We start from the raw sequence: 21,272 nt of genomic DNA on the forward strand, positions 1-21,272 counted from the left end.
TGGAGGGGTTTGAGTGATCACCTCCTGATCGCGTTCGGGGAGCGGACGTGTGGATTTCGGGGTGCGGACACTTGTTTGAGGAGAGGTCAGGTGCTGTCGGGTTGGGGGTGGGCGGGTGGATGACGCGTGGCGGTGGTGAAGGTCGAGCGGGCGGCGGACTGAGGACTGACTGGTGGCTGGGTTGGCGGGTCAGGACGGGCCTGTGGGGGGAGCGGCTAATGCGGGTGGCTGGATAGACGGGCTGGGGTTGGCGGGTCAGCACGGGCCCACCGGGGGTGGCGGCTAATGCGGGTCGCTGGATAGACGGGCTGGGGTTGGCGGGTCAGCACGGGCCCACCGGGGGTGGCGGCTAATGCGGGTCGCTGGATAGACGGGCTGGGGTTGGCGGGTCAGCACGGGCCCACCGGGGGTGGCGGCTAATGCAGGTCGCTGGATAGACGGGCCGGGGTTGGCGGGTCAGCACGAGCCCACCGGGGGTGGCGCCTAGCGCGGGTCGCTGGATAGACGGGCTGGGGTTGACGAAGAACGTGTGACCGAATCGGCGGGTTGCGGGGTAGCGCGGTAGCGAGATGGCGGACTCGCGCTGGTGCGGGGTCGGAGAGTCGGCGGGGTCGCAGTGGGCGGCACCCGACAGGGCGACGGAGTTGGCGAGCCGGCGTCTGGCGGGATAGCGAACCGGCGATGCCTGGGGGCTGGGGTGTGGCAACGCCGACTGGGGCGCGGGCCTGAGGCGGGTTGATGGTGGGTTGGAGAGCTGACGGGCGTAGCGGCACCGGAAAGGTCGGGGATGACAGGTTGGCGCTCCGGCGGTGGCGGGGTCACGGATGGTGACCCGAAGCGTTTGGAGCGCGCGGGGGCTAAAGCGCGCGGGGTTGGGCTCGAAGCGCACGGGGTTGGGCTCGAAGCGCACGGGGTTGGGCTCGAAGCGCACGGGGTTGGGCTGGATGCGGAGCTGAGGTGGATGCGGAGCTGAGGTGGATGCGGAGCTGAGGTGGATGCGGAGCTGAGGTGGAAGTACCGGGCTTGGGGTGGAGAACAGGGCTTGGGGTGGAGAAAGGGGCTTGGGATGGACGAACGGAGTTGGGCTAGAGGGATGTGAGCGGTGCTCCTCCGAAGATCACGAACAGGGTTGTTGCCGCGAGTAAGCCTGGGCCGTGGGGGATGCCCGATTGCCAGCGGGATCTGACGTCGCGTGGGGTTGCTGTTGCCAGCAGGACGGTGACGCCTGCGGCGAGTACGGCCGCTATGGGCAGTGCGGCCAGGTGGACAGCACCAAGGATCGCTCCGAGGGGGCCGGAGAGTTTGACGTCGCCTGCGCCCAAAGCTGTTGGGCGGAGTAGGTGGACCGCGGCGTGCAGGGTGAGGAAGAGGGTTGCGCCGGTGGCGGCTTGCCAGAGGGTTGCGGGGTTGTCGGTGCTGAGGGCCGCGACCGTTATGCAGGCGGCGGTTATCGGGTAGGCGGGGATAGTCAGGGCGTTGGGGAGTCTGCGGTGGTGGAGGTCCGTCATCGTCAGGGCGGTGGCGAAGCAGGTGAAGAGGAACGCCGACGGGAGCCAGCCGGGGGCAATATGGCCTGTCGTCCATTGGTAGGCGATTAAGGACCAGAGTAGTGCGATGGTGAATTCGCAGATGCCTGGTTTTACTGTAGTGCCGCGCGGGATTCGTGCCAGCAGCCAGCGGATGAGGGCTCCCGCGGCGGCGCCTGCGATGGTGGTCGCGGTGATGATGAGCCAGTGACGGAAGCCTGGCGTGGCACGGGAAGCCGCTAGTGCCAAGGCAAGTACGGCGAGTGAGGCGAGCGGGAGCAGCAGTCGAGTTCGCCGGAGTCGGCCGGGGCTTGACGGCGTGCGGCGCGAGGAGTGTTGACACAAATCTTGGGTGTGAGCGTGGGAGGTGAGGGATGGCATCGGGACCCCCTTTCGCTGATGACGCTACCGAACGGGCGTTCGAGTGTCATTTACACGATGGTATGGGGATGGCTGTTTGACGCTTTTTTGGAATTGTGCTCAGAGGGGGAGCGGGAGCATTCCGCCGGTGGCCGCGTGGAGTGCGTCGCGCATCGCGGTGCGGGGGGCGGTGAGGCCGGTGAAGTGTTCGACCTGGGTGAAAGCCTGGTGCAGCAACATGTCCAGGCCCGTCGCCAGCCTGCCGCCCGCTGCTGTGACCGCTTCGGCCACTGGGGTCGGCCAGGGGTGGTAGATGACGTCGAGCAGGCAGGGAGCCTTCGCCAGTTCAGTTGCCAAAGGGGCGGTGGCGGCGGCCGGGGCGGTGTTGATGACCACGGCCGACGACGACGCCAACGCGGCGAAATCGGTGGTGGACCAAGCCTGGACCGCCACCTGAAGCCCCAGCCGGGCCGCACCTGCGACCGCCGCCGCGGCGCGGGCCGGGTCGCGGACTATCAGGGTGGCCAACTCGACGTCGAGGTCTACAAGGGCCGCCAGGGCTGCTCGGGCGGTGCCCCCGGCCCCTAGGACCAGGGCGGTGGCTCCTGGACGACGCACATACCCGCCCGCTGCCAGGAGGGCTCCGGTGACGCCGTCGATGTCGGTGCAGTCGGCGTGCCAGGTGCCGTCAGGGCGGTGGATCAGCGTGTTCGCGGCGCCGACCGCGACGGCTCGGGGGGTGGCCGTCGTGGCGAACCTCAGTGCCGCGAGCTTGCCGGGCATGGTGACCGACAGGCCCGCCCACTCCGGGCCCATCGACGCGACCAGGCCCGGCAGGCGGGCTTCGTCGCACTCGATTCGGTCGTAGGTCCAGTCCGGCAGGCCGAGCGCCGCGTAGGCGGCGTTGTGCAGGACCGGGGAGAGCGAGTGATCGACAGGTGAGCCGAGGACGGCCGCGCGTCGGTCAGTACGCACCGTTGGCCTTGGCCTTCTTGATGTTGGCCTCGTGCTGGTCGTTCGTGTCGGCGAAGCAGGACAAGCCGTTCTTCTCGCATTTGACGAAGAACAGCCACGTGGCGTCCACCGGCTTCGCGGCCGCGGCGAGGGCTTCCTTGCTGACCGCCGCGATCGGGGTCGGAGTGAGACCCGTGTTCTCGTAGGTGTTGTACGGACCCGCCTTCGCGCGATCCTCCGGCTTGGTGGTGATCGCCGGGCGGTCGAGGACGTAGTTGATCGTGGAGTCGTACTCCAGCTTCATGGCCTTCGCCAGCCGGTTGTACGTGACCCGCGAGACCTTCTCGAAGTCCGCCGCGATCGCCTCGCGCTGGATCAGGGAACCGATGACCAAGACCTGGTACGGGGTGAGCCCAGTCGTCTCCGCGAGCTTCGGCATCCCGTAGCTCTGCAGCCGCGCCGACGACTCGGTGACCAGCTTCGTCCACAGCTCCTCGGCGGTCGATCCCGGCTTGACGTCGTAGACATCCGGGGCGATCAAGCCTTCGAGCCTGCGCGCAGGCTCCGGCGCGCGGGAGGCGTCAGGGACGGCCCACTCGGGGACACCGAGGGCCTTCAAGTCACCGGTCTCGGCGACCTTGGCCAACTCCTCGACCGGCACACAACTCTTCTTGCCGTCGAGCGTCGCGCACGATGCGGCGGACAGCAGGGAGATGACGCCGGGGGTGACGGTCGTGCCGTTGGTCAGGTCGTGGAGCTGCGTACCAGCCTTGATCTGCAGATTCCCGACCTTGGACGCCGGGGTGACGATCTTCTGGACCGCCGCCTCGCCGGAGATCTTCGTGCGCATCACGTAGTAGCCGGGCTGGATCGAGCGGACCTTCGCCTCGTCCTGCGCCGCGGCGAGGAACGCCTTGCTGCTCGCGATGATGCCGTCCTCGGCCAACCGACTGGCGATGGCTCCCGTGGAGTCGCCGCCCTTGACCTCGAAGACGACGTCACGCTCGCCCGCGCCGGTGAAGTCGTCGTAGCCGCCCAGGCCCGAGAGCTGGGTGAAGCCCCACCACACACCGCCGCCGATCAGCAGCGCAACCACGATGCCGAACACGGCGAGCCGGTTGCGGCGCTTCTTGCGCTGCTGTTTGGCCTTGCGTGCCGCCACCGAGGCGGCGGTGGGCCGCCGGGGCCGCTCCCGGCTGGGGCGTTCCTCGAACAAACCGAGATCGTCGGTCATGAGTCCTCCGCAGATCGAGCGAGTGCCGCGGACCGGGCGTCTAGCCACGACTGCAGGATCTCCACCGCCGCCGCCTGGTCCACCACCGCTCGCTGGCGCTTGCCCTTGACCCCCTGCTTGCTGAGCATCCGAGACGCCGACACCGTGGTCAGCCGCTCATCGGCGAGCCGCACCGGGACCGGCGCGATCCGCCGGGCCAGCTCCGTGGCGTACGCGTGCGCGCTCTCGGCCGCCGCGCCGTGCCGCGAGGCCAGCGTCCTCGGCAATCCGACCACCACTTCGACCACCTCGTGCTCGGCGACGAGCTCGGTGAGCCGGTCGAGGTCCCCACCCGACCGTTCGTCCCGAGACAGCGTAACGAGCGGTGTGGCGAGGATCGGACCCGGATCGCTCACGGCGACCCCGACCCGCACGGAACCGACGTCCACGGCGAGCCTGCGGCCACGCCCTGGGTCGTCGGTTCCCGGCCGGTCGAATGCGGGAGTCACGATCCGCCCAACGCCCTGCGCAGGGCGTTCACCGCCTCGCCGATACCGTCGGCGTTCGCGCCGCCGCCTTGGGCGAGGTCGGGCTTGCCGCCTCCCCGCGCGTCGATGGCCGAGGCGAACGAGGGGACGAGCTTGCCCGCGGCGAGGCCGTTGTCCCGCGCGGTCGAGGTGGTGGCCACGACGAACGCGACCTTGCCGTCGACCACGGAGAACAGGGCGACCACGCCGGGTCGGGAGCCGAGCCGGTTGCGGACCTCGCTCGCGAGGGAACGCAGGTCGTTGCCGCCGACACCGTCGGGCACCTTGAGCGCGACCAACGCGGTCCCGTCGAGGTCCTGCGCCTGGTCGACGAGGGTTCCGGCGGAGGCCAAGAGCTGGCCCGCGCGGAGCTTCTCCAGCTCCTTCTCCGCGCCGCGCAGCCGCTCGATGAGCGCTTCCACCCGTGCGGGTACCTCGACGTCCGGGACTTTAAGCATCGTGGCGAGGTTCTGGACCAGGGCGCGCTCCTTGGCCAGGTAGCGCATGGCGTCCATGCCCACGTAAGCCTCGAGGCGCCTGCTGCCGGAGCCGACCGAGGACTCGCCGAGCAGGGTGATCGGGCCGATCTGCGAGGAGTGCTCGACGTGCGTGCCACCGCACAGCTCACGCGACCACGGTCCGCCGATCTCGACCACGCGGACCTGCTCGTCGTAGGTCTCGCCGAACAGCGCGACCGCGCCCATCTCCTGGGCGCCGCCCATGTCGGTGTAGACCACGCGGACCGGCAGGTCCTTGCGGACGGCGAGGTTGGAGACCTCTTCGATCTCGCTCTTGGTCTCCTCGGACAGGCCGCCGGACCAGGCGAAGTCGAGCCGCAGGTAGCCGGGCTTGTTGTACGACCCGCTCTGCAGCGCGGTCGGGCCGAGCACCTGGCGCAGCGCGGCGTGCACGACGTGCGTGCCGGAGTGGCCCTGACGTGCGCCGATGCGCCATTCCTGGTCGACGGTGGCCTCGACGTGCTGGCCTTCGGTGGCCTCGCCGCTGAGCACGCGCACCTGGTGCACCCACAGCTTGCGGGCGATCTTCTGGACGTCGAGGACCTCCATCTCGACGCCCTCGCCGGTGATCGTCCCGGCGTCGCTCTCCTGGCCACCGGACTCCGCATAGAGCGGGGTGCGGTCGAGCACGACCTCGACGATGTCGCCCTCGGCGGCGGCGCTGACCCGCTTGCCGTCACGGACAAGGCCGCGGATGACGGACTCCGACGCGAGGTCGGTGTAGCCGGTGAACTCGGTGCCGCCCAGCGACAGGAGATCGCGGTAGACGGACTGGTCGCCGTGGCCGGTCTTACGCGAAGCGGCGTCGGCCTTGGCGCGGGCGCGCTGCTGGGCCATCAGCTCGCGGAAGCCGTTCTCGTCGACCGACAGCCCCTTCTCGGCGGCCATCTCCAGGGTCAGGTCGATCGGGAAGCCGTAGGTGTCGTGCAGCTGGAAGGCCTGGTCGCCGGGCAGCATCGCGCGACCCTCGGCCTTGATCTTGTCCGCGGCGAGGTCGAAGATCTTCGACCCGCTGACCAGGGTCGCGAGGAAGGTCTCCTCCTCCTTGCGCATGACCGACTCGATCCGCGCGAAGTCGCTGGCGAGGTCGGGGTAGGACGGCGACATGGTGTCGCGCACGACCTTGGCGAACTCGCCCAGCACCGGCTCCTGCACGCCGAGCAGGCGCACGGACCGCACGATGCGGCGCAGCAGGCGGCGCAGGACGTAGCCGCGGGCCTCGTTGCCGGGGGTGACACCGTCGGCGATGATCATCATGCCGGAGCGGGCGTGGTCGGCGATGACGCGGAAGCGCACGTCGTCGACGGCGTTGCCCGCGCCGTAGCGGCGGCCGGACATCTCCTCGGCCTTGCTGATCACCGGGCGGACCAGGTCGGTCTCGTAGACGTTGTCGACGCCCTGGAGCAGGTAGGCGACGCGCTCGATGCCCATGCCGGTGTCGATGTTCTTGCGCGGCAGCGAGCCGACCGGCGGGTGGCCCTTCTTCGGGCTCAGGTCGCCGCGCTCGTCCTGCATGAAGACGAGGTTCCAGATCTCGAGGTAGCGGTCCTCGTCGGCCTCGGGCCCGCCGTCGACGCCGTGCTCGGGGCCGCGGTCGTAGTAGATCTCCGAGCAGGGGCCGCCGGGACCGGGCACGCCCATGTCCCAGTAGTTGTCCTCGCCGCCGCGGCGCTGGATGCGGTCCAGCGGCAGGCCCGCGATCTTCTGCCACAGCTCGAGGGCTTCGTCGTCGTCGTTGTAGACCGTCGCCCAGAGGCGGTCCGGGTCGAAGCCGTAGCCGCCGTCGGCGACGCTGTTGGTCAGCAGCGTCCAGGCGTGCTCGATCGCCCCGGCCTTGAAGTAGTCGCCGAAGGAGAAGTTGCCCGCCATCTGGAAGAACGTGTTGTGCCGGGTCGTCTTGCCGACCTCGTCGATGTCGCCGGTGCGCACGCACTTCTGCACGCTGGTGGCGCGCGGGTACGGGGCCGGGGCGTCGCCGAGGAAGTACGGCTTGAACTGCACCATGCCCGCGTTGACGAACAGCAGGTTGGGGTCTTCGAGGATCAGCGACGCGCTGGCGACCTTGGTGTGGTCGTTGGCGACGAAGTACTCGGTGAAGCGCTTGGAGATCTCGTGGGTCTGCACGGTCTTGTTCCTAAGGAATCAGTGGGTTCGGCGGCGGGGCGGCGCGGCGAACGGCTCAGCCGTTCGCCCTACGCGCTCGCGCGCCGGGTCGGACCCCGGAGCGGCGCTCGACGACGTCGGTGAGTTCCTCTTCGCGTTCGACCATGCCCGCGCGCACGTCCGCGCCGAAGGCGCCGATGGCGCCCGCGAGTTCACGCACGGCGTCGCCGACGTTGCCCGCGATTCCCGCGGGGGTCACCGCGTGCGCGGTCTGCTTGGCCTTGCGGGACAGAGCGACGCCGGTGGCCACGCCGAGGCCGAGCCAGAAGACCCGCTTCATGCGCGGACTCCCTTGCGCTTGCGGCGGGCGGGACGCGAGTGCTTGCCCTCGATCTCGCCCTTGGCGCGGCGGCGGGCCTTCATCGCCTTGCTCACGCCGTAGGACAGCGCGGCGAACTTGACCAGCGGGCCGCCGAGCGTGGCGGTGAACACCGAGGTCAGCGCGGAGACGTTGCCGGTGACGGCCTGCGCGTTGGAGGTGATGCCGTCGACCCGCTCAAGCTGGGCGTTGACGTGCGTCAGCGTGGTGTTGGCGCCGTTGAAGAGCGGGTCGCTGTTCTCGTGCGCCTTGCGGATCGCGATGGTGGCCTCGTCCAGCGTGCGCCCAAGCTTGAACAGCATGATGCCCAGCAGCACTACCAGCAGCACGAACGCGCCTGCGGCGATCAGCGCGGCGATCTGCCCTGCTGTCACGGGCCCTCCTCGTCAACGGGGTTTTGATCGGCGTCAGGCTACCGCGCCCGGGCCTTCACCTCGGGACAGGCACACCACTGACGGTGATCCCGCCGCTCGGCGCGCCGAATCCGAGAACGTGGGTGAAGGAAACGGTAAGCGCCTTTGCGCTGGGAGGCACTTGTTTATCCAGGATGATCACGCCGCGCAGGGTCTGACCGGCCGGGACATCGGGTGTCCAGCCGGTGTCCAGGCCGGCGATCCGAGGGCCGTAGCCGCTGTCGGTGTCGTCGCTCGCGACGAAATTGCCGAACAGGGGGAGGTTGACGGCGTTCCCCGCGCCGTTGCGGACGCGGGCGGTGACACGGACCCAGCCGTCCTGCTGCTCGACCTGGACGACTTCGAGCGTGACCTTGCCTCTGGTCGTCTTCCACGATCCGGTGACCGTTTTCGCCTGATCGAACGGGAGGTCGGCGGGAGCGCTGCCGTTCAGGTCGCCGCCGTTGGTGCCGCCGCTTTTCGCCCGCTCGCCGAACTCGATGGAGAGCGGGCCGAAGCCGATCTTGTGCACGGTGAGGCCCTGGATCACGAGCGCGACGAAGACCAACCCGAGGAAGACGGCCAAGCCGGTCCACCAGCGGTGGTCGGTCCGTCTCCGTGGGTATCGGGAGGCCATCGGACCAGTGTGCGCTCAGTCGCCGCGGATGACCCTGCGGAGTTTGGGGACGCGGTCGGCGAGTTGGCGTTCGGCGCCGCGGGTGGTGGGCTCGTAGTAGTCGCGGCCGACCAGTTCGTCCGGCGGGTACTGCTGGGTGAGGACACCGTCGGGGACGTCGTGCGGGTAGCGGTAGCCGGTGGCGTTGCCGAGTTGCTTGGCGCCTTGGTAGTGCCCGTCCCGCAGGTGGGCGGGGACCAGCCCGGCGCCGCCGGCGCGGACGTCGGCCATGGCGCTGTCGATGGCGGTGATCACCGCGTTGGACTTCGGAGCGGTGGCCAGGTGGACCGTGGCCTGGGCGAGAGCGAGCCGGGCCTCCGGCATGCCGATGAGCTGCACGGCCTGCGCGGCGGCGGTGGCGGTGAGCAGGGCGGTCGGGTCGGCCATGCCGATGTCCTCGCTGGCGTGCACGACGAGCCTGCGGGCGATGAACCGCGGGTCCTCCCCCGCCTCGATCATCCGGGCCAGATAGTGCAGCGCGGCGTCCACGTCGGACCCTCGGATGGACTTGATGAACGCGCTGATGACGTCGTAGTGCTGGTCGCCGGAGCGGTCGTAGCGCACGGCGGCCTTGTCGACGGTCGCCTCGACGGTGGCCAGGTCGATCGAGCCGTCGCGGGTGGCGACGGCGGTGTCGGCGGCGGCTTCCAGCGCGGTCAGGGCGCGGCGGGCGTCGCCGCTCGCGAGGCGGACGAGGTGGTCCTCGGCCTCCGGGTCGAGGGTGACGGCGCCCGCGAGGCCGCGGTCGTCGGCGATCGCGCGGCGGATCAGGTCGCGCAGGTCGGTGTCGGTGAGCGGTTGCAGCTGCAGCACCAGCGAGCGCGACAGGAGCGGGGAGACGACGGAGAAGAACGGGTTCTCCGTGGTCGCGGCGACGAGCAGGACGATGCGGTCTTCGACCGCGCCGAGGAGCGCGTCCTGCTGGGTGCGGGAGAAGCGGTGCACTTCGTCGATGAACAGGACCGTGGACTCGCCGGAGTGGCTGAGCCTGCGTTTGGCGTCGTCGATGACCGCGCGGACCTCTTTGACGCCCGCCGACAGCGCGGACAGGGCGACGAAGCGGCGGCCGATCGCGGAGGAGACCAGGGTGGCCAGCGTCGTCTTGCCGGTGCCGGGCGGTCCGTAGAGCAGGATCGACGCGGGCGCGGCGCCTTCGACGAGCCTGCGCAGCGGGGCGCCGGGGCCGAGGAGATGGTCCTGGCCGACCACCTCGTCGAGGGTCGCCGGGCGCATCCGCACGGCCAGCGGTGCGTTGGGGCGCCGCGCCGAGGAGGTGGGCGCGGCGAACAGATCCAGATCGAACTCCTGTTCCACAGGGATCGACGCTACCCGTTCCGCGCGTGCGACAATTTTCCCCCGTGACCCCGTCTGCGCGTGTCGTGCTGCTCGCGGGCCCTTCGGGCTCTGGGAAATCGACGTTGGCGGCCCAGGCCGGTGTGCCGGTCCTGCGCCTCGACGACTTCTACCGCGAGGGCGACGACCCGCTGCTCCCGCGCGACGCCACTGGTCAGGTGGACTGGGATCTGCCCGCCGCGTGGCATGCCGAGGACGCTGTCGACGCCATCATCCGGCTCGCTTCCACGGGGAAGATCCACGCGCCGCACTACGAACTGGGCGCGGACCGGCGGGTGGGCGGGTACGACCTCGTTCTGGACGGTTCGCCGGTGTTCGTCGCGGAGGGGCTGTTCGCGGACCGGATCGTGGAGGGTTGCCGGGAGGCGGGGGTGCTCGCGGACGCCGTGGTGCTCGCGCCGGGTGGTGGGCGGACCTTCGCGCGGCGGCTGGTGCGGGATGTGGCGGAGTCGCGGAAGCCTACGCACGTGCTGGTGCGGCGGGGATTGCGGCTGTGGCGGGAGCACTCGGCGGTGGTCCGGCGGTGTGAGCTGGCGGGGATGCGGCGGCGGACGTCGGCTGAGGTGTTGGGGTTGCTGGAGGAGCTGTCGCGGCCGGTCAAGGCCTGACGATCGCCGCGAGGTAGCGCTCTCCCAGGACCCGCACGTGTTCGACCAGTTCCGGTGGTCCGTCGAGCCGGAAGTCCATCCCGAGCATGCTGACGTAGATCGCGATGGTCTCCAGGGTGTCCGCGCCCGTCACCAGGACGCTGGTGTGTTCATCGACGGCTTCCACGATCCCGACGGTCGGGTTGATCCGCGCGACGACCACCGGTGCGGGTGCGAGGACCGTGATCCGGGCGTGGACCTTCCAACCCGTCGAGGCGATCTCGCGAAGCACGAAGGCGACGAGGTCGTCGTCGGGCAGCAGGCGGGGCGCGAAGCGGCGGGTGCCGGGGACCACGGTGCCCGCGCTCGCCACCGGGAGGGCTCGCCACGCGTGGTCGTCGAGGTCGTAGGTGACGAGGTACCACCGCCGCTGCCAGCTGATCAGGCGGTACGGCTCGACCTGGACGCCGTCGATCCGCAGGGTCGCGTTGTCGCGCACGGCGGCTGCGATGGTGTCGAGGACCGCGGCGGCGACCGGTGCGTCGGGTTCGCGTGAGCCCGTCACCGCCGGGCCGACCGCGGTGGCGGTGCGTAGGGCTTTCACCTTGCGCTGCAAGCGTTTCGGCATGATCTGGGTGAGTTTCGCCAGGGCCCGGGCGGTGCTTTCCTCGATGTCCGCGATGCCCGTCGCACCCTCCTCGGCGACGCCGATCGCCACCGCGACCGCTACGGCTTCGTCGTCGTCGAGCAGCAGTGGCGGCATGCTCGCGCCTTGGCCCAGGCGGTAGCCGCCGGTGGAGCCACGCTCGGCGTGGATCGGGTAGCCCAGTTCGCGCAGCCGCGCGATGTCGTGGCGCAGTGTGCGGCCGGTGACGCCGAGGTGATCGGCCAGTTCACTGCCGGTTCGTGCCCGCTGGTCCTGCAGCAGGGAGAGCAGGCGCAACAGTCGCGTTGCCGTCTCCGCCACGAATCCTCCCGCAATTAGGAACGAAAACAGCCTAATGGGGTTTTAAGTTTCAGGTACAGCCCGAACAGCGAAAGGCACCACGATGACGAACACCAGCACCGAGCGGCTCACCTGGCGCCAGACCCTCGCCGAGTCCCACCGGATCCTCGAAGCCGCCGTCGCGGGTGTCGGCGATGACCAGTGGACGCTGCCGACCCCGTGTTCGCAGTGGACGGTCACCCAGGTCGTGCAGCACGCGGCCGGTGACCAGCTGGCCTACGCCTCGACGCTCGGCTTCGGCAGCGGGCCGGACTTCGACCCGTTCGCTCCGTCCGGGTCGGTCGACGGCAGCCCGGTCGCCTTGGTCCGGGACGCCGTGGAACGCACGGCCGACGCCTGGGCGCGGACCGACTCGGACACCGCGCCGACCCCGCTTCCGCACGGCGAGCTGCCGATCGCGGTCGCCGCGGGCGCGTGCGCGCTGGACGCGGCCGTGCACGCGTGGGACATCGCCGTCGCCACGGGCAACCCGTCGCCGCTGAGCGAGCCGCTGTGCGTGGAACTGCTCGAGGTGGCGCACGCGATCGTGGAGCCGCTGCGGCAGTGGGGCGCGTTCGCCGCCGCGGGCGCCACCGAGGCGGACGACAGCGCGGAGACCCGGCTGCTGCGCTACCTCGGCCGCTAGTGTCACGGCCGCAGCAGCGGCTTGATCACCTCTCGGGCGTCCATCGCGGTGTACGCCTCCGCGACCCGGTCCAGCGAGTACTCCGCGTCGAAGACCAGGCCCGGGTTGATCTTCCCGTCGAGCACGTCGGCGAGCAGTTCGCTGATATATCCCCGAACCGGCGCCACACCGCCCGCGACGGCGATGTTGTTGCCGAACATCTGACCGACGGGGAGTTCCGGGCCGCCCGCGGGGACGCCGACGTACCCCACCCGGCCGCCGGGGCGGACCGAGTCGAGTGCCTGCTGCATGGATTCCTTGGTGCCGACGCATTCCAGGACCGCGTCGGCGCCGATGCCCCCGAGCAGCTCGATCACCTTCACGGCGCCCTCGTCGCCGCGCTCGGTGACGATGTCGGTGGCGCCGAACTCCTTCGCCACCCGCTGCCGGGCGTCGTGTCGGGACATGACGATGATCCGCTCGGCGCCCAGGCGGTGGGCGGCGAGGACCGCGCACAGGCCGACCGCGCCGTCGCCGACGACGGCCACGGTGTCCCCCGGCCCGACACCGGCGGCGATCGCGGCGTGGTGGCCGGTGCCCATGACGTCGGACAGCGTCAGCACGCTCGACAGCAGGCTCTCGTCCGGCACACCTGGGGTGGCGACGAGTGTGCCGTCGGCGAACGGGGACACGACGTACTGCGCCTGCGCGCCGTCGATCGGGTCGCCCGCTTTGTCGGTGCTGCCCCAGTAGCCGCCGCGGGCGCACGACGTATAGACGCCGTTGCGGCAGTGCACGCAGTCGCCGTCGCTGACCGCGAAGGGGGCGATCACGAAGTCGCCCGCCTTGACCGTGCGGACCGCCGAGCCGACCTCCTCGACGATCCCGACGAACTCGTGGCCGATCCGGCGCGGCTTCTCGGTCGGCGAGACACCGCGGTAGCCCCACAGGTCCGAGCCGCAGACGCAGGACGCGACGACGCGGACAACGGCGTCGGTCGGGTTGCGTAAGGCGGGGTCGGCCACGTTCTCGAGCCGGATGTCACCAGCACCATGCAGGACTGTCGCGCGCATGTATCCGAGCTCCTATCGGCCGAGGACCCGGCGCAGCGCGCCCAGGACGAGTTCCACCCGGTCGAGCCGGGCGTTGTGGCCCATCAACCCGATGCGCCACACACTGGTGGCGAACGCGCCCGCCCCCGCGCCTATTTCCAGGTTGTAGTCCGAGAGCAGAATCTGCCGGACCTTGGCGGAGTCCACGCCGTCCGGAACGCGCACGGTCGTCAGCTCCGGCAGCCGGTGGCCTTCGGCGGCGAACAGCTCCAAGCCAAGTTCGCCGAGGCCTTCCCGCAGCCGCTCCCCTGCGACCCGGTGCCGCTCCCAGACCGTCTCCAGCCCTTCCTCCAGCACCCGCCCCAGCGCAGCGTGCAGCGACGCGATCATGGCCACGGGCGCGGTGTGGTGGTAGGTCCGGCCGCCGTTGCTTCCGTCGACGTAAGCGCCGATCAGGTTCAAGTCCAAGTACCAGGTAGGCGGCTTCGGCAGACGACGCTCCCACGCGCGCTCGGACACCGTGAACGGCGCCAGACCCGGCGCGACGCCGAGGCACTTCTGGGTGCCGGAGTACGCGACGTCCACGCCCCAGTGGTCGATGCTGACCGGGATTCCGGCCAGTGAGGTCACGCAGTCGGCGACCACGAGCGCACCCGGGTCGCGCGTGTGGACGGCGACGGCGAGGGCGCCGATGTCGCTGCGCACACCGGTCGAGGTCTCCGCGTGCACAGCGGCGACGACCTTGGGCGCGGGATGCGCGGCGAGGACGCGCTCGACGTCGACGGGCTGTCCCCACTCGTGATCGACTCGCACGACCTCGCCGCCGTAGCGCCCGGCGACGTCGACCATCCGCTCGCCGAAGAGCCCGTTCACCGCCACGACGACCACGTCGCCGGGTCGCACGAAGTTCGCGAACGCGGCCTCCATGCCGATCGAGCCGGTGCCCGACAGCGGCAGGGTGCGGGCGTTCTCCGTGCCCCACACCACCCGCAGGCGCGCGCACGTCTCATCGAGCACGCGCAGGAACTCCGGGTCGAGATGGCCGAGCAACGGCGCGCCGAGCGCGGCGGTCGCCTCCGGATACGGGTTCGACGGTCCGGGTCCGAGCAGTACACGGTCAACCAGTGCCATGCCCTGGACTTTACGGACGGGCGGGGGCCTCCGCCGGTACGGGCCCACTGGGTTCCGCGCGGCCCAGCATCGACCGGACCATGATCCCCACCGCGTAGGGCACCAGGTCGCGTCCGCGACGCCACAACCACGGGATGCCCTTGATGATCAGCCAGGCGAAATGCTCGGCCTTGTTGGCGGGCCTGCCGCCCTCGCAGACCAGGCTGACCGGGTTCGGCACCACGCAGCCCGCGGCGGCCAGCAACTCGCCGAAACCGGCGGCGAGCATGCGGTGGCCCAGTTCGGAGGGGTGCAGGCGGTCGACCGCCCAAACGTCGGGGCCGTACGCGCCGGGCATGCGGTCGAGGTCCAGGCACGGGGCGCCGGTCTCGGTGACAACCTCGTCGATCACCGCGTTGAGGCGGTCGATGCGGTCCTTGAGGGCTCGACGCAGCGAACCGGGGAGGCGGAAGACGCGGCTGTGGTCGTGATAACGGGCGAGCAGGACGACCGCGCCCTGGGCGTTGAGCGCGGTCACCACGCGGATGAGGTGCGCGCGTATCTGCCGCGGGTCGAAGTCCGAGCGGAGGGTGTCGTTCATGCCCGCGATCACGATGGCCGTGTCGGGGCGGGTCTTGAGGGCTTCGGGGAGTTGTCTGTTGTGGACGCAGGCTATGCGGGCGCCGGTGAAGGAGAAGTTGTTGATCTGGGCGCCCAGGGCGTCACCCAAGAGGGGGCCGACGCCGCGCCAGCCGCCTCTGGGGAGAGGGTCGCCGACGCCGAAGGTTGTCGAGTCACCGAGGACGGCGAGCCTGCTCGCCGTCCAAGCCGTGGAAATCGCCACCGCGGTCACGGGGTCAACGATCAGGGGTGTTCGCGCACGGGCGGTGAGATTGGGGTGTCTGTGGAGGGGCGTGTCAGCGAAGTCTCGGTGCTTGGCTGGAGGTTGTTGCTGGAGGTTGTTGCTGGAGGTTGTTGCTGGGGGTGTTGCCGGCGGGCTTTGTGGGTGGGTGCCTGTTTGGGTGGTTCGCCTTGATTCGGGGACCCCGGAGAAGGACCTGCGCGGGTAAAGCGGGCAGGGTGAAGAAACTGCCCCGCGCCGGGCGAGTTTAGGTCCTTCTCACCCCGAATCAAGGCGAACCACCCAAACAGGCCGTTCTGTTGGGCCCCTTGCGATTCGGGGTGGTCGGGAGGGTTCTCTTGCCTTCGGGGTGGTCGGGACGGCTCCCCCTGCCCTCGCGGTGGTCGGGACGAATCCCCCTGCCCTCGCGGTGGTCGGGACGATCCCCATGCCCTCGCGGTGGTCGGTTCTACGGCCTACGGCCTATCGGAACGCTGGGTAGAGGTCCAGCGTGCGGTCGCCGAACCTGGCCCTCATCGCGGCGGCCACTGTCTCGGCGTGGTCGACCACGGCGCTTGCCCCGGCCCTCTTGGCGGCCTTCGCCAGGTCTGCCCAGCGGGCCACCAGGACCTCGCTCTGATGTGGTGTGTCCACCGCGCCGCCCGACCCGAGTTGGTCGATGTCGGGGACGGTCAGGTACTGCCAGGTCGTCAGGCACACCCAGAACACCTGGGCGTCCAGCAACCTCGGCAGCAACACCTCGTCGTCGTCCAGGTCCGGCCACATGACTCGGACCTCCGCCCGCCAGGCGGCGAGCATGGCGTCGGTCATTCCCGGGGGCAGCGCGTAGGCGCACCAGCAGCTGGGGAACGGCACCGTCAGGTAGGCGGCGTCGAACATCATGTTTCGGACGCAGCCGCCCTCGAAGTCGAGGAAACGCACGCCGCGGTTGGTGATCAGGTTGTTGTCGGGGCAGGAGTCCGACGGGCTGAACGCGCGGTGCCTGCTGTTGTCCAGCAGTGCCACGGTGCCCAGGGCGAACTCAGCGGCCGCGGGGCTGGTCTCGATGCCGAACTCGCTTGCCAGCAACGCCGGCAGAGCCGCGACGGCTGTGGGGCCGTGTTCGGCGAGGGGGTCTTTGGCGCTGGGTGGGCTCTGCCTGCGCAGCAGGGCGTCGAAGTCGGCTTCACGCCCCGCCGTCGTGGCGTGCAGGCGGCCCAGGGAACGGGCCCAGGACAGCAGCGCGCCCTCTGCGGCGCGCGCGTCGGTGCCGTGCAACTTGCCTGCGAGGGTCGGTGCGCGGCCCAGGTCTTCCATGACCAACAGGCGGCTGTCGCCGTCGTGGGCGAACAGTTCCGGGCACATGCGGTCTTCGGCGGTCAACGCGGTGAAGAGTTGGTAGCTCACGGCCTCGCGGATCCAGCTGTCGCGCGGGGTGGTGCCCGGTGGCTGGACGTAGCGCTTGACGGCGAGGGTGCGTGGGAGGGAGAAGGGGCTCGACGCCACCTTCACGCGTAAGACGATGGAGCGTTCGCTGCCGCCCAGGTCCTCCGGTTCGGCGAGCTGGATCCGGGCCCCGAACCGCTTGGTGAGCACCGACTCCGCCGCGACGACAGTCGCCAATACCTCCGCCTGCTGGTCCGGTGACGTCACGGTGTCGTTTGTCTCCGGTGGGTCGGCGGCGATCTCCACACTCATCTCCTCTGACCCTACTCCCGATCGTAGGTCCCCAAGACCGGGCCTTGGGTGTCCCCGAGGACCGTAGTGGTAGGCGACGATCCAGAGGGAGGGGGCGGTCGAGAAATCACGGCGCGAAGCCAGAACGAGTGTCGTACTCCCAGACCGTGAGACCTACGTTTGAAATCCTGGGAACCAGGTTTGAAACTCAGCCAGGCGATAATGGGCGTACGGCGTCGTTGGCGAACCGCCTGCTCCGGCGCACCATCAGCACCGCCGAAGCGGCGACCACGATGCCCAGCAGGTTGATCGTCAGCTGACCGGCCGAGTCCAGCACCTTCTGCCATTCGCCGAGGATCGCGGCGACGGCGATGTAGCCCGCGGCGGGCACGGTGGTGACCGAGATGAACACGCCGACCAGGGCCGCGGACTTCGCCGACGTCATCGACAGCATGCCGGCGGCACCCGCCAGCACGGCCACGATCAGTGACCACGGCCCGACCTCGTAGACGAAGTCGACCTGGTGGTCGCCGACGATGGCGCTCGCGTCGAACAGCCCGGCCGTCCAGCCCAGCCACGTCCCGCCCGCGGTGATCGCGATCGCCACCACGAAACCCAGACCCAGCGCGAGACTCGCGCGCCGCACCAGGTCCCAGCGGCCGCGGACCAGTCCGACCGCGATCGCGGCGAGCGGTCCGAACTCCGGACCGACCACCATCGCGCCGACGATCGTGATCGGCGAGTCGGTGATCACGCCGACCGCGGCCAGCAGGCACGCGATGATCAGAAAGGCCAGGTAGGTGGCGTTGAGGCGGGACTCCTCGCCGGTGCGGGAGACCAGTTCCTCCCACACCACCGCGTCCGCCGCCTCGCCGGGGGCGTCGCGCTCGGCGAGGTCGGCGGCGTCGGACATCACGGTGTCGATCACGTCGAGGGTGATTCCCCCGGTGTGGTCGATGCCCAGCGAGCAGAGCACGGCCAGGATCTCGTCCGCGGCCTCGCGGGCGACGTCAGCCTCGATGACGTCACCCGCGGGCTGGATCGCGGCACCTGGAAACAGCACGACATGGGTCGCGCCGACGTGCTCCTGGAGCACGTCGAGCGCGGCCTTGCTGCTCTCGGGCGGACAGACCGCGCGGAGACGGAGCACTTACGCCTCTTCGGGCTTGGGCTCCGCCTTGGCGGGCTTGAAGTCGACGCCCGCCTCCTTGCGCTGCTCCGGGGTGATCGGCGCGGGCGCGGCCGTCAGCGGGTCGTAGCCGCCGCCGGACTTCGGGAACGCGATGACCTCGCGGATCGACGGCTCACCGGCGAGCAGGGCCACGATGCGGTCCCAGCCGTAGGCGATGCCGCCGTGCGGGGGTGGGCCGTAGGCGAAGGCGTCGAGCAGGAAGCCGAACTTCTCCCGCGCGTCCTCCTCGCTGATGCCCATCATCTTGAAGACGCGCTCCTGCACGGCCTTGCTGTGGATACGGATCGAGCCGCCGCCGATCTCGTTGCCGTTGCAGACCATGTCGTAGGCGTAGGCCAGGGCGTTGCCCGGGTCTTCCTCGAAACGGTCGATCCACTCGGGGTTCGGCGAGGTGAAGGCGTGGTGCACGGCGGTCCACTGGCCGGAGCCGACGGCGACGTCACCGGCGCTGACCGCGGCGGAGGCCTCCTCGAACAGCGGGGCGTCGACGACCCAGACGAACGACCAGGCCGACTCGTCGATGAGGCCGCAGCGCTTGCCGATCTCCAGGCGGGCGGCGCCGAGCAGTGCCCGCGCCTCGGACTTGACGCCCGCGCCGAAGAAGATGCAGTCGCCCGGCTCCGCGCCCGCGGCCTTGGCCAGGCCCTCGCGCTCGGCGTCGGACAGGTTCTTGGCGACCGGACCGCCGAGCGTGCCGTCCTCGTTGACCAGCACGTAGCCCAGGCCGCGGGCGCCGCGCTGCTTGGCCCACTCCTGCCAGGCGTCGAGCTGCTTGCGGGGCTGGCTCGCGCCGCCCGGCATGACCACGGAGCCGACGTACGGCGCCTGGAACACGCGGAACGGGGTGTCGGCGAAGAACTCGGTCAGCTCGGTGAGTTCGAGGTCGAAGCGCAGGTCGGGCTTGTCGGTGCCGTAGCGCGCCATCGACTCCAGGTACGGGATGCGCTGGATGGGCTTGGGGATCTCGTAGTCCGCCAGCTCCTTCCACAGCGCGGAGATGATGCGCTCGCCGAGGGCGATGACGTCGTCCTGCTCGACGAAGGACATCTCGATGTCGAGCTGGGTGAACTCCGGCTGGCGGTCGGCGCGGAAGTCCTCGTCGCGGTAGCAGCGGGCGAGCTGGTAGTACCGCTCCATGCCGCCGACCATGAGCAGCTGCTTGAACAGCTGCGGGGACTGCGGCAGCGCGTACCAGGAGCCGGGGGCCAGCCGGGCCGGGACGAGGAAGTCGCGGGCGCCCTCGGGGGTGGAGCGGGTCAGCGTCGGGGTCTCGATCTCGAGGAAGTTCTCCTCGTGCAGGACCGTGCGCGCGATGCGGTTGGCCTCGCTGCGCATGCGCATCGCGCGGGCCGGGGCGCTGCGGCGCAGGTCGAGGTAGCGGTGGCGCAGGCGCACCTCTTCGCCGACGGTGACGTTGTCGTCGAGCGGGAAGGGCAGCGGGGCGGACTCGCTGAGGACCACGAGCTCGGTGGCAAGGACCTCGATGGCGCCGGTCGGCAGCTCCGGGTTGTCGTTGCCCTCGGGGCGGGCGGCGACCTCGCCGACGACCTTCACGCAGAACTCCGCGCGCAGGCGGTGGGCGCGCTCGGCCATCTCGCCCTCGCGGAAGACGACCTGGGCCACGCCGGAGCCGTCACGGAGATCGATGAAGATCACGCCGCCGTGATCGCGCCTGCGGGCCACCCAGCCGCTCAGGGTGATGGTCTGCCCAGCGTGCTCGGCGCGGAGTGTTCCGGCCTCGTGCGTGCGGATCACGGGTGACGCGCTCCTGTCCAGATGGTGGGACGCCGCCAGGCGAATTTTCGACCGGGGCAACATGTGTAGAGGTCAGGCTAGCCAATGGGCGCCTGGTTCTGTCGAGCAGGTTTCCACCTGGGACTTGACTGCCTTAGCAGTCAACAGAGCGCTATGGCGCGCGACCATCGTAGTCAACCGTTCAGTGGCAGACTTTGACCCATTTGGGTGCATAGTAGTGGGGCCAATAGGGCTATCTAGTCACTGAAGGCAGCGAAACGGTTACCCGCGAATTAACACTGTGGCTACCCATAGGGACGCCTACGACGTACTGTGACCACCAGGGCGTAAGGGGTAACCCAGGGAGTGAACATGGGTAGCGGTATCACCCGCGAGCCAGTTCGTGAACTTCACCAGAACGGGAGTGTCCGCCATGCGATGACGGCCGAGCCGGATTCTTTGGCGGCTGACGCGTTCCCCACGGCACTGCGGTCTGCGATCCAGGCCAGCGGTCTCAGTCTGGACCGTATTCAGTACCGACTGCGGGCACGCGGAGTCTCGATCAGCGTGACGGCACTGAGCTACTGGCAGTCGGGAAGACGCAGGCCCGAGCGCGCCGAATCACTAGCGGCGCTCGGCCATCTCGAAGACGTGCTGTGCGTGCCGACCGGGTCGCTCATCGCCCTGCTCGGACCGCCCCGCCCGCGCGGCAGAGTCAACCGCGAGTCGTCGCGGCTGACCGTCGAGGCACTGTGGGGCAACAGCGAGCCCGTCTCGCAGCTGCTCAAGCGCATCGACTTCACGACCGACGCCGCCATGACCAAGCTCAGCCAGCACGACCGCATGGTGATCGCGGCCGACCGCGGCGAGAAGTCGATCAACATCCGCCAGGTCTTCCGCGCCGAACACGACGGCGCGGACCGGACCGTGATGGTCTACGACCTCGAACGGCCCGGCAGGCCGTTCCCGACGATCACCGCCGGTGAGAGCTGCCGACTGGGCCGATCCGCCCAGGACGCGGGCGCGGGCCTGGTCGCCGCGGAATTCCTGCTGGACCAGCCGCTGAGCCGCGGCGAGACGGCGATCGTCGAATACGAACTGAAGCACCCCGGCCCGCCGTACTCGCGCGGCGACGACAGCTACTGCCGCAAGTTCACGACGCCGGTCCGTGAGTTCGTCCTGGAACTGCGCTTCGACCCGTCGGCCCTGCCCACGTACCTCGAGCAGTACACCGTCGACGGCGATGACCAGGTGACGAACCGGCGCAAGCTGGAGTGCACGCCGGACGGGAAGGCGCACACGGTGGCTCTGGACTTCGGTCCGGGGATCTTGTGTGTGCGCTGGGAATGGCCAGACTAGTCCGCCTCCCCGAAATTTTGACTTGGGGTCACCAGGCGGGTGATGGTGCGGGTGGGTGGGTGACCGTGGTCGGCTGCCGTCGCGGTCCCCTTAGGTGACGGCCATGGCG

Annotated in this window: 19 protein-coding genes; 3 read left to right on the forward strand and 16 right to left on the reverse strand. The window is 69.9% G+C overall.

Annotated elements, in window-relative coordinates:
- Window positions 1-1,085: 1,085 nt before the first annotated feature.
- The 9 genes from C8E96_RS34445 to C8E96_RS30785 form a co-directional block, all read right to left on the reverse strand.
- On the reverse strand, window positions 1,086-1,907 hold the full coding sequence (locus tag C8E96_RS34445; protein WP_091380784.1) for a prepilin peptidase: 822 nt from the start codon (window positions 1,905-1,907) through the stop codon (window positions 1,086-1,088).
- Window positions 1,908-2,006: 99 nt separating this feature from the next.
- Window positions 2,007-2,861, reverse strand: coding sequence for a shikimate dehydrogenase (locus C8E96_RS30750; RefSeq protein ID WP_091380789.1), 855 nt, complete (start codon window positions 2,859-2,861; stop codon window positions 2,007-2,009).
- Complete coding sequence (mltG, locus tag C8E96_RS30755) at window positions 2,851-4,074, reverse strand: endolytic transglycosylase MltG (protein WP_091380792.1); 1,224 nt, start codon at window positions 4,072-4,074, stop codon at window positions 2,851-2,853. The genes C8E96_RS30750 and mltG overlap by 11 nt, the downstream gene beginning before the upstream one ends.
- On the reverse strand, window positions 4,071-4,562 hold the full coding sequence (ruvX, locus tag C8E96_RS30760; protein WP_091380795.1) for a Holliday junction resolvase RuvX: 492 nt from the start codon (window positions 4,560-4,562) through the stop codon (window positions 4,071-4,073). Before ruvX ends, mltG begins: the two co-directional genes overlap by 4 nt.
- Window positions 4,559-7,222, reverse strand: a complete 2,664-nt coding sequence (gene alaS / locus C8E96_RS30765) for an alanine--tRNA ligase (RefSeq protein WP_091380799.1) — start codon at window positions 7,220-7,222, stop codon at window positions 4,559-4,561. Before alaS ends, ruvX begins: the two co-directional genes overlap by 4 nt.
- Before the next feature lie 55 nt (window positions 7,223-7,277).
- Complete coding sequence (locus C8E96_RS30770; protein WP_091380803.1) at window positions 7,278-7,541, reverse strand: hypothetical protein; 264 nt, start codon at window positions 7,539-7,541, stop codon at window positions 7,278-7,280.
- Complete coding sequence (locus tag C8E96_RS30775; RefSeq protein WP_091380807.1) at window positions 7,538-7,954, reverse strand: DUF948 domain-containing protein; 417 nt, start codon at window positions 7,952-7,954, stop codon at window positions 7,538-7,540. Before C8E96_RS30775 ends, C8E96_RS30770 begins: the two co-directional genes overlap by 4 nt.
- 55 nt (window positions 7,955-8,009) lie before the next feature.
- A complete protein-coding gene (locus C8E96_RS30780; RefSeq protein ID WP_133794906.1) occupies window positions 8,010-8,609 on the reverse strand; it encodes a hypothetical protein in 600 nt (199 codons plus the stop codon).
- Between the two features lie 15 nt (window positions 8,610-8,624).
- Window positions 8,625-9,962 (reverse strand): replication-associated recombination protein A, encoded by a 1,338-nt coding sequence (locus tag C8E96_RS30785; protein ID WP_407642663.1) that lies wholly within the window; start codon window positions 9,960-9,962, stop codon window positions 8,625-8,627.
- 44 nt (window positions 9,963-10,006) lie between these two features.
- Here C8E96_RS30785 and C8E96_RS33790 point away from each other — a divergent pair, with 44 nt between their 5' ends.
- Window positions 10,007-10,609, forward strand: a complete 603-nt coding sequence (locus C8E96_RS33790; protein WP_133794909.1) for a uridine kinase family protein — start codon at window positions 10,007-10,009, stop codon at window positions 10,607-10,609.
- Here the strand turns inward: C8E96_RS33790 and C8E96_RS30795 are convergent.
- A complete protein-coding gene (locus tag C8E96_RS30795) occupies window positions 10,599-11,555 on the reverse strand; it encodes a helix-turn-helix transcriptional regulator (protein WP_091380818.1) in 957 nt (318 codons plus the stop codon). The genes C8E96_RS33790 and C8E96_RS30795 overlap by 11 nt on opposite strands.
- A gap of 82 nt (window positions 11,556-11,637) precedes the next feature.
- Here C8E96_RS30795 and C8E96_RS30800 point away from each other — a divergent pair, with 82 nt between their 5' ends.
- Window positions 11,638-12,219 (forward strand): TIGR03086 family metal-binding protein, encoded by a 582-nt coding sequence (locus C8E96_RS30800; protein WP_091380821.1) that lies wholly within the window; start codon window positions 11,638-11,640, stop codon window positions 12,217-12,219.
- Between the two features lie 2 nt (window positions 12,220-12,221).
- Here the strand turns inward: C8E96_RS30800 and C8E96_RS30805 are convergent, their stop codons facing one another.
- From C8E96_RS30805 to aspS, 6 genes are all read right to left on the reverse strand, one after another.
- Window positions 12,222-13,271 (reverse strand): zinc-dependent alcohol dehydrogenase family protein, encoded by a 1,050-nt coding sequence (locus C8E96_RS30805; RefSeq protein ID WP_091380824.1) that lies wholly within the window; start codon window positions 13,269-13,271, stop codon window positions 12,222-12,224.
- Window positions 13,272-13,283: 12 nt separating this feature from the next.
- Window positions 13,284-14,381, reverse strand: coding sequence for a pyridoxal-phosphate-dependent aminotransferase family protein (locus C8E96_RS30810; RefSeq protein WP_091380827.1), 1,098 nt, complete (start codon window positions 14,379-14,381; stop codon window positions 13,284-13,286).
- A 10-nt stretch (window positions 14,382-14,391) separates the two neighbouring features.
- A complete protein-coding gene (locus C8E96_RS30815) occupies window positions 14,392-15,213 on the reverse strand; it encodes an SGNH/GDSL hydrolase family protein (protein ID WP_228770120.1) in 822 nt (273 codons plus the stop codon).
- A 471-nt stretch (window positions 15,214-15,684) separates the two neighbouring features.
- The gene (locus C8E96_RS30820; RefSeq protein WP_091380834.1) at window positions 15,685-16,899 is read right to left on the reverse strand and encodes a hypothetical protein; all 1,215 of its coding nucleotides are present in this window, start codon (window positions 16,897-16,899) and stop codon (window positions 15,685-15,687) included.
- A 187-nt stretch (window positions 16,900-17,086) separates the two neighbouring features.
- Window positions 17,087-18,028, reverse strand: coding sequence for a DUF389 domain-containing protein (locus C8E96_RS30825; protein ID WP_091380837.1), 942 nt, complete (start codon window positions 18,026-18,028; stop codon window positions 17,087-17,089).
- Window positions 18,029-19,825: an aspartate--tRNA ligase gene (gene aspS / locus C8E96_RS30830; protein ID WP_091380840.1), complete on the reverse strand. Its 1,797-nt coding sequence runs from the start codon at window positions 19,823-19,825 to the stop codon at window positions 18,029-18,031.
- Between the two features lie 546 nt (window positions 19,826-20,371).
- On the opposite strand from aspS, the gene C8E96_RS30835 reads away from it, so the two are divergent.
- Window positions 20,372-21,163, forward strand: coding sequence for a hypothetical protein (locus C8E96_RS30835; RefSeq protein ID WP_228770121.1), 792 nt, complete (start codon window positions 20,372-20,374; stop codon window positions 21,161-21,163).
- Window positions 21,164-21,272 lie beyond the last annotated feature (109 nt).

Origin of the sequence: Actinokineospora alba (assembly GCF_004362515.1) — a bacterium.
GTDB lineage: Bacteria > Actinomycetota > Actinomycetes > Mycobacteriales > Pseudonocardiaceae > Actinokineospora > Actinokineospora alba.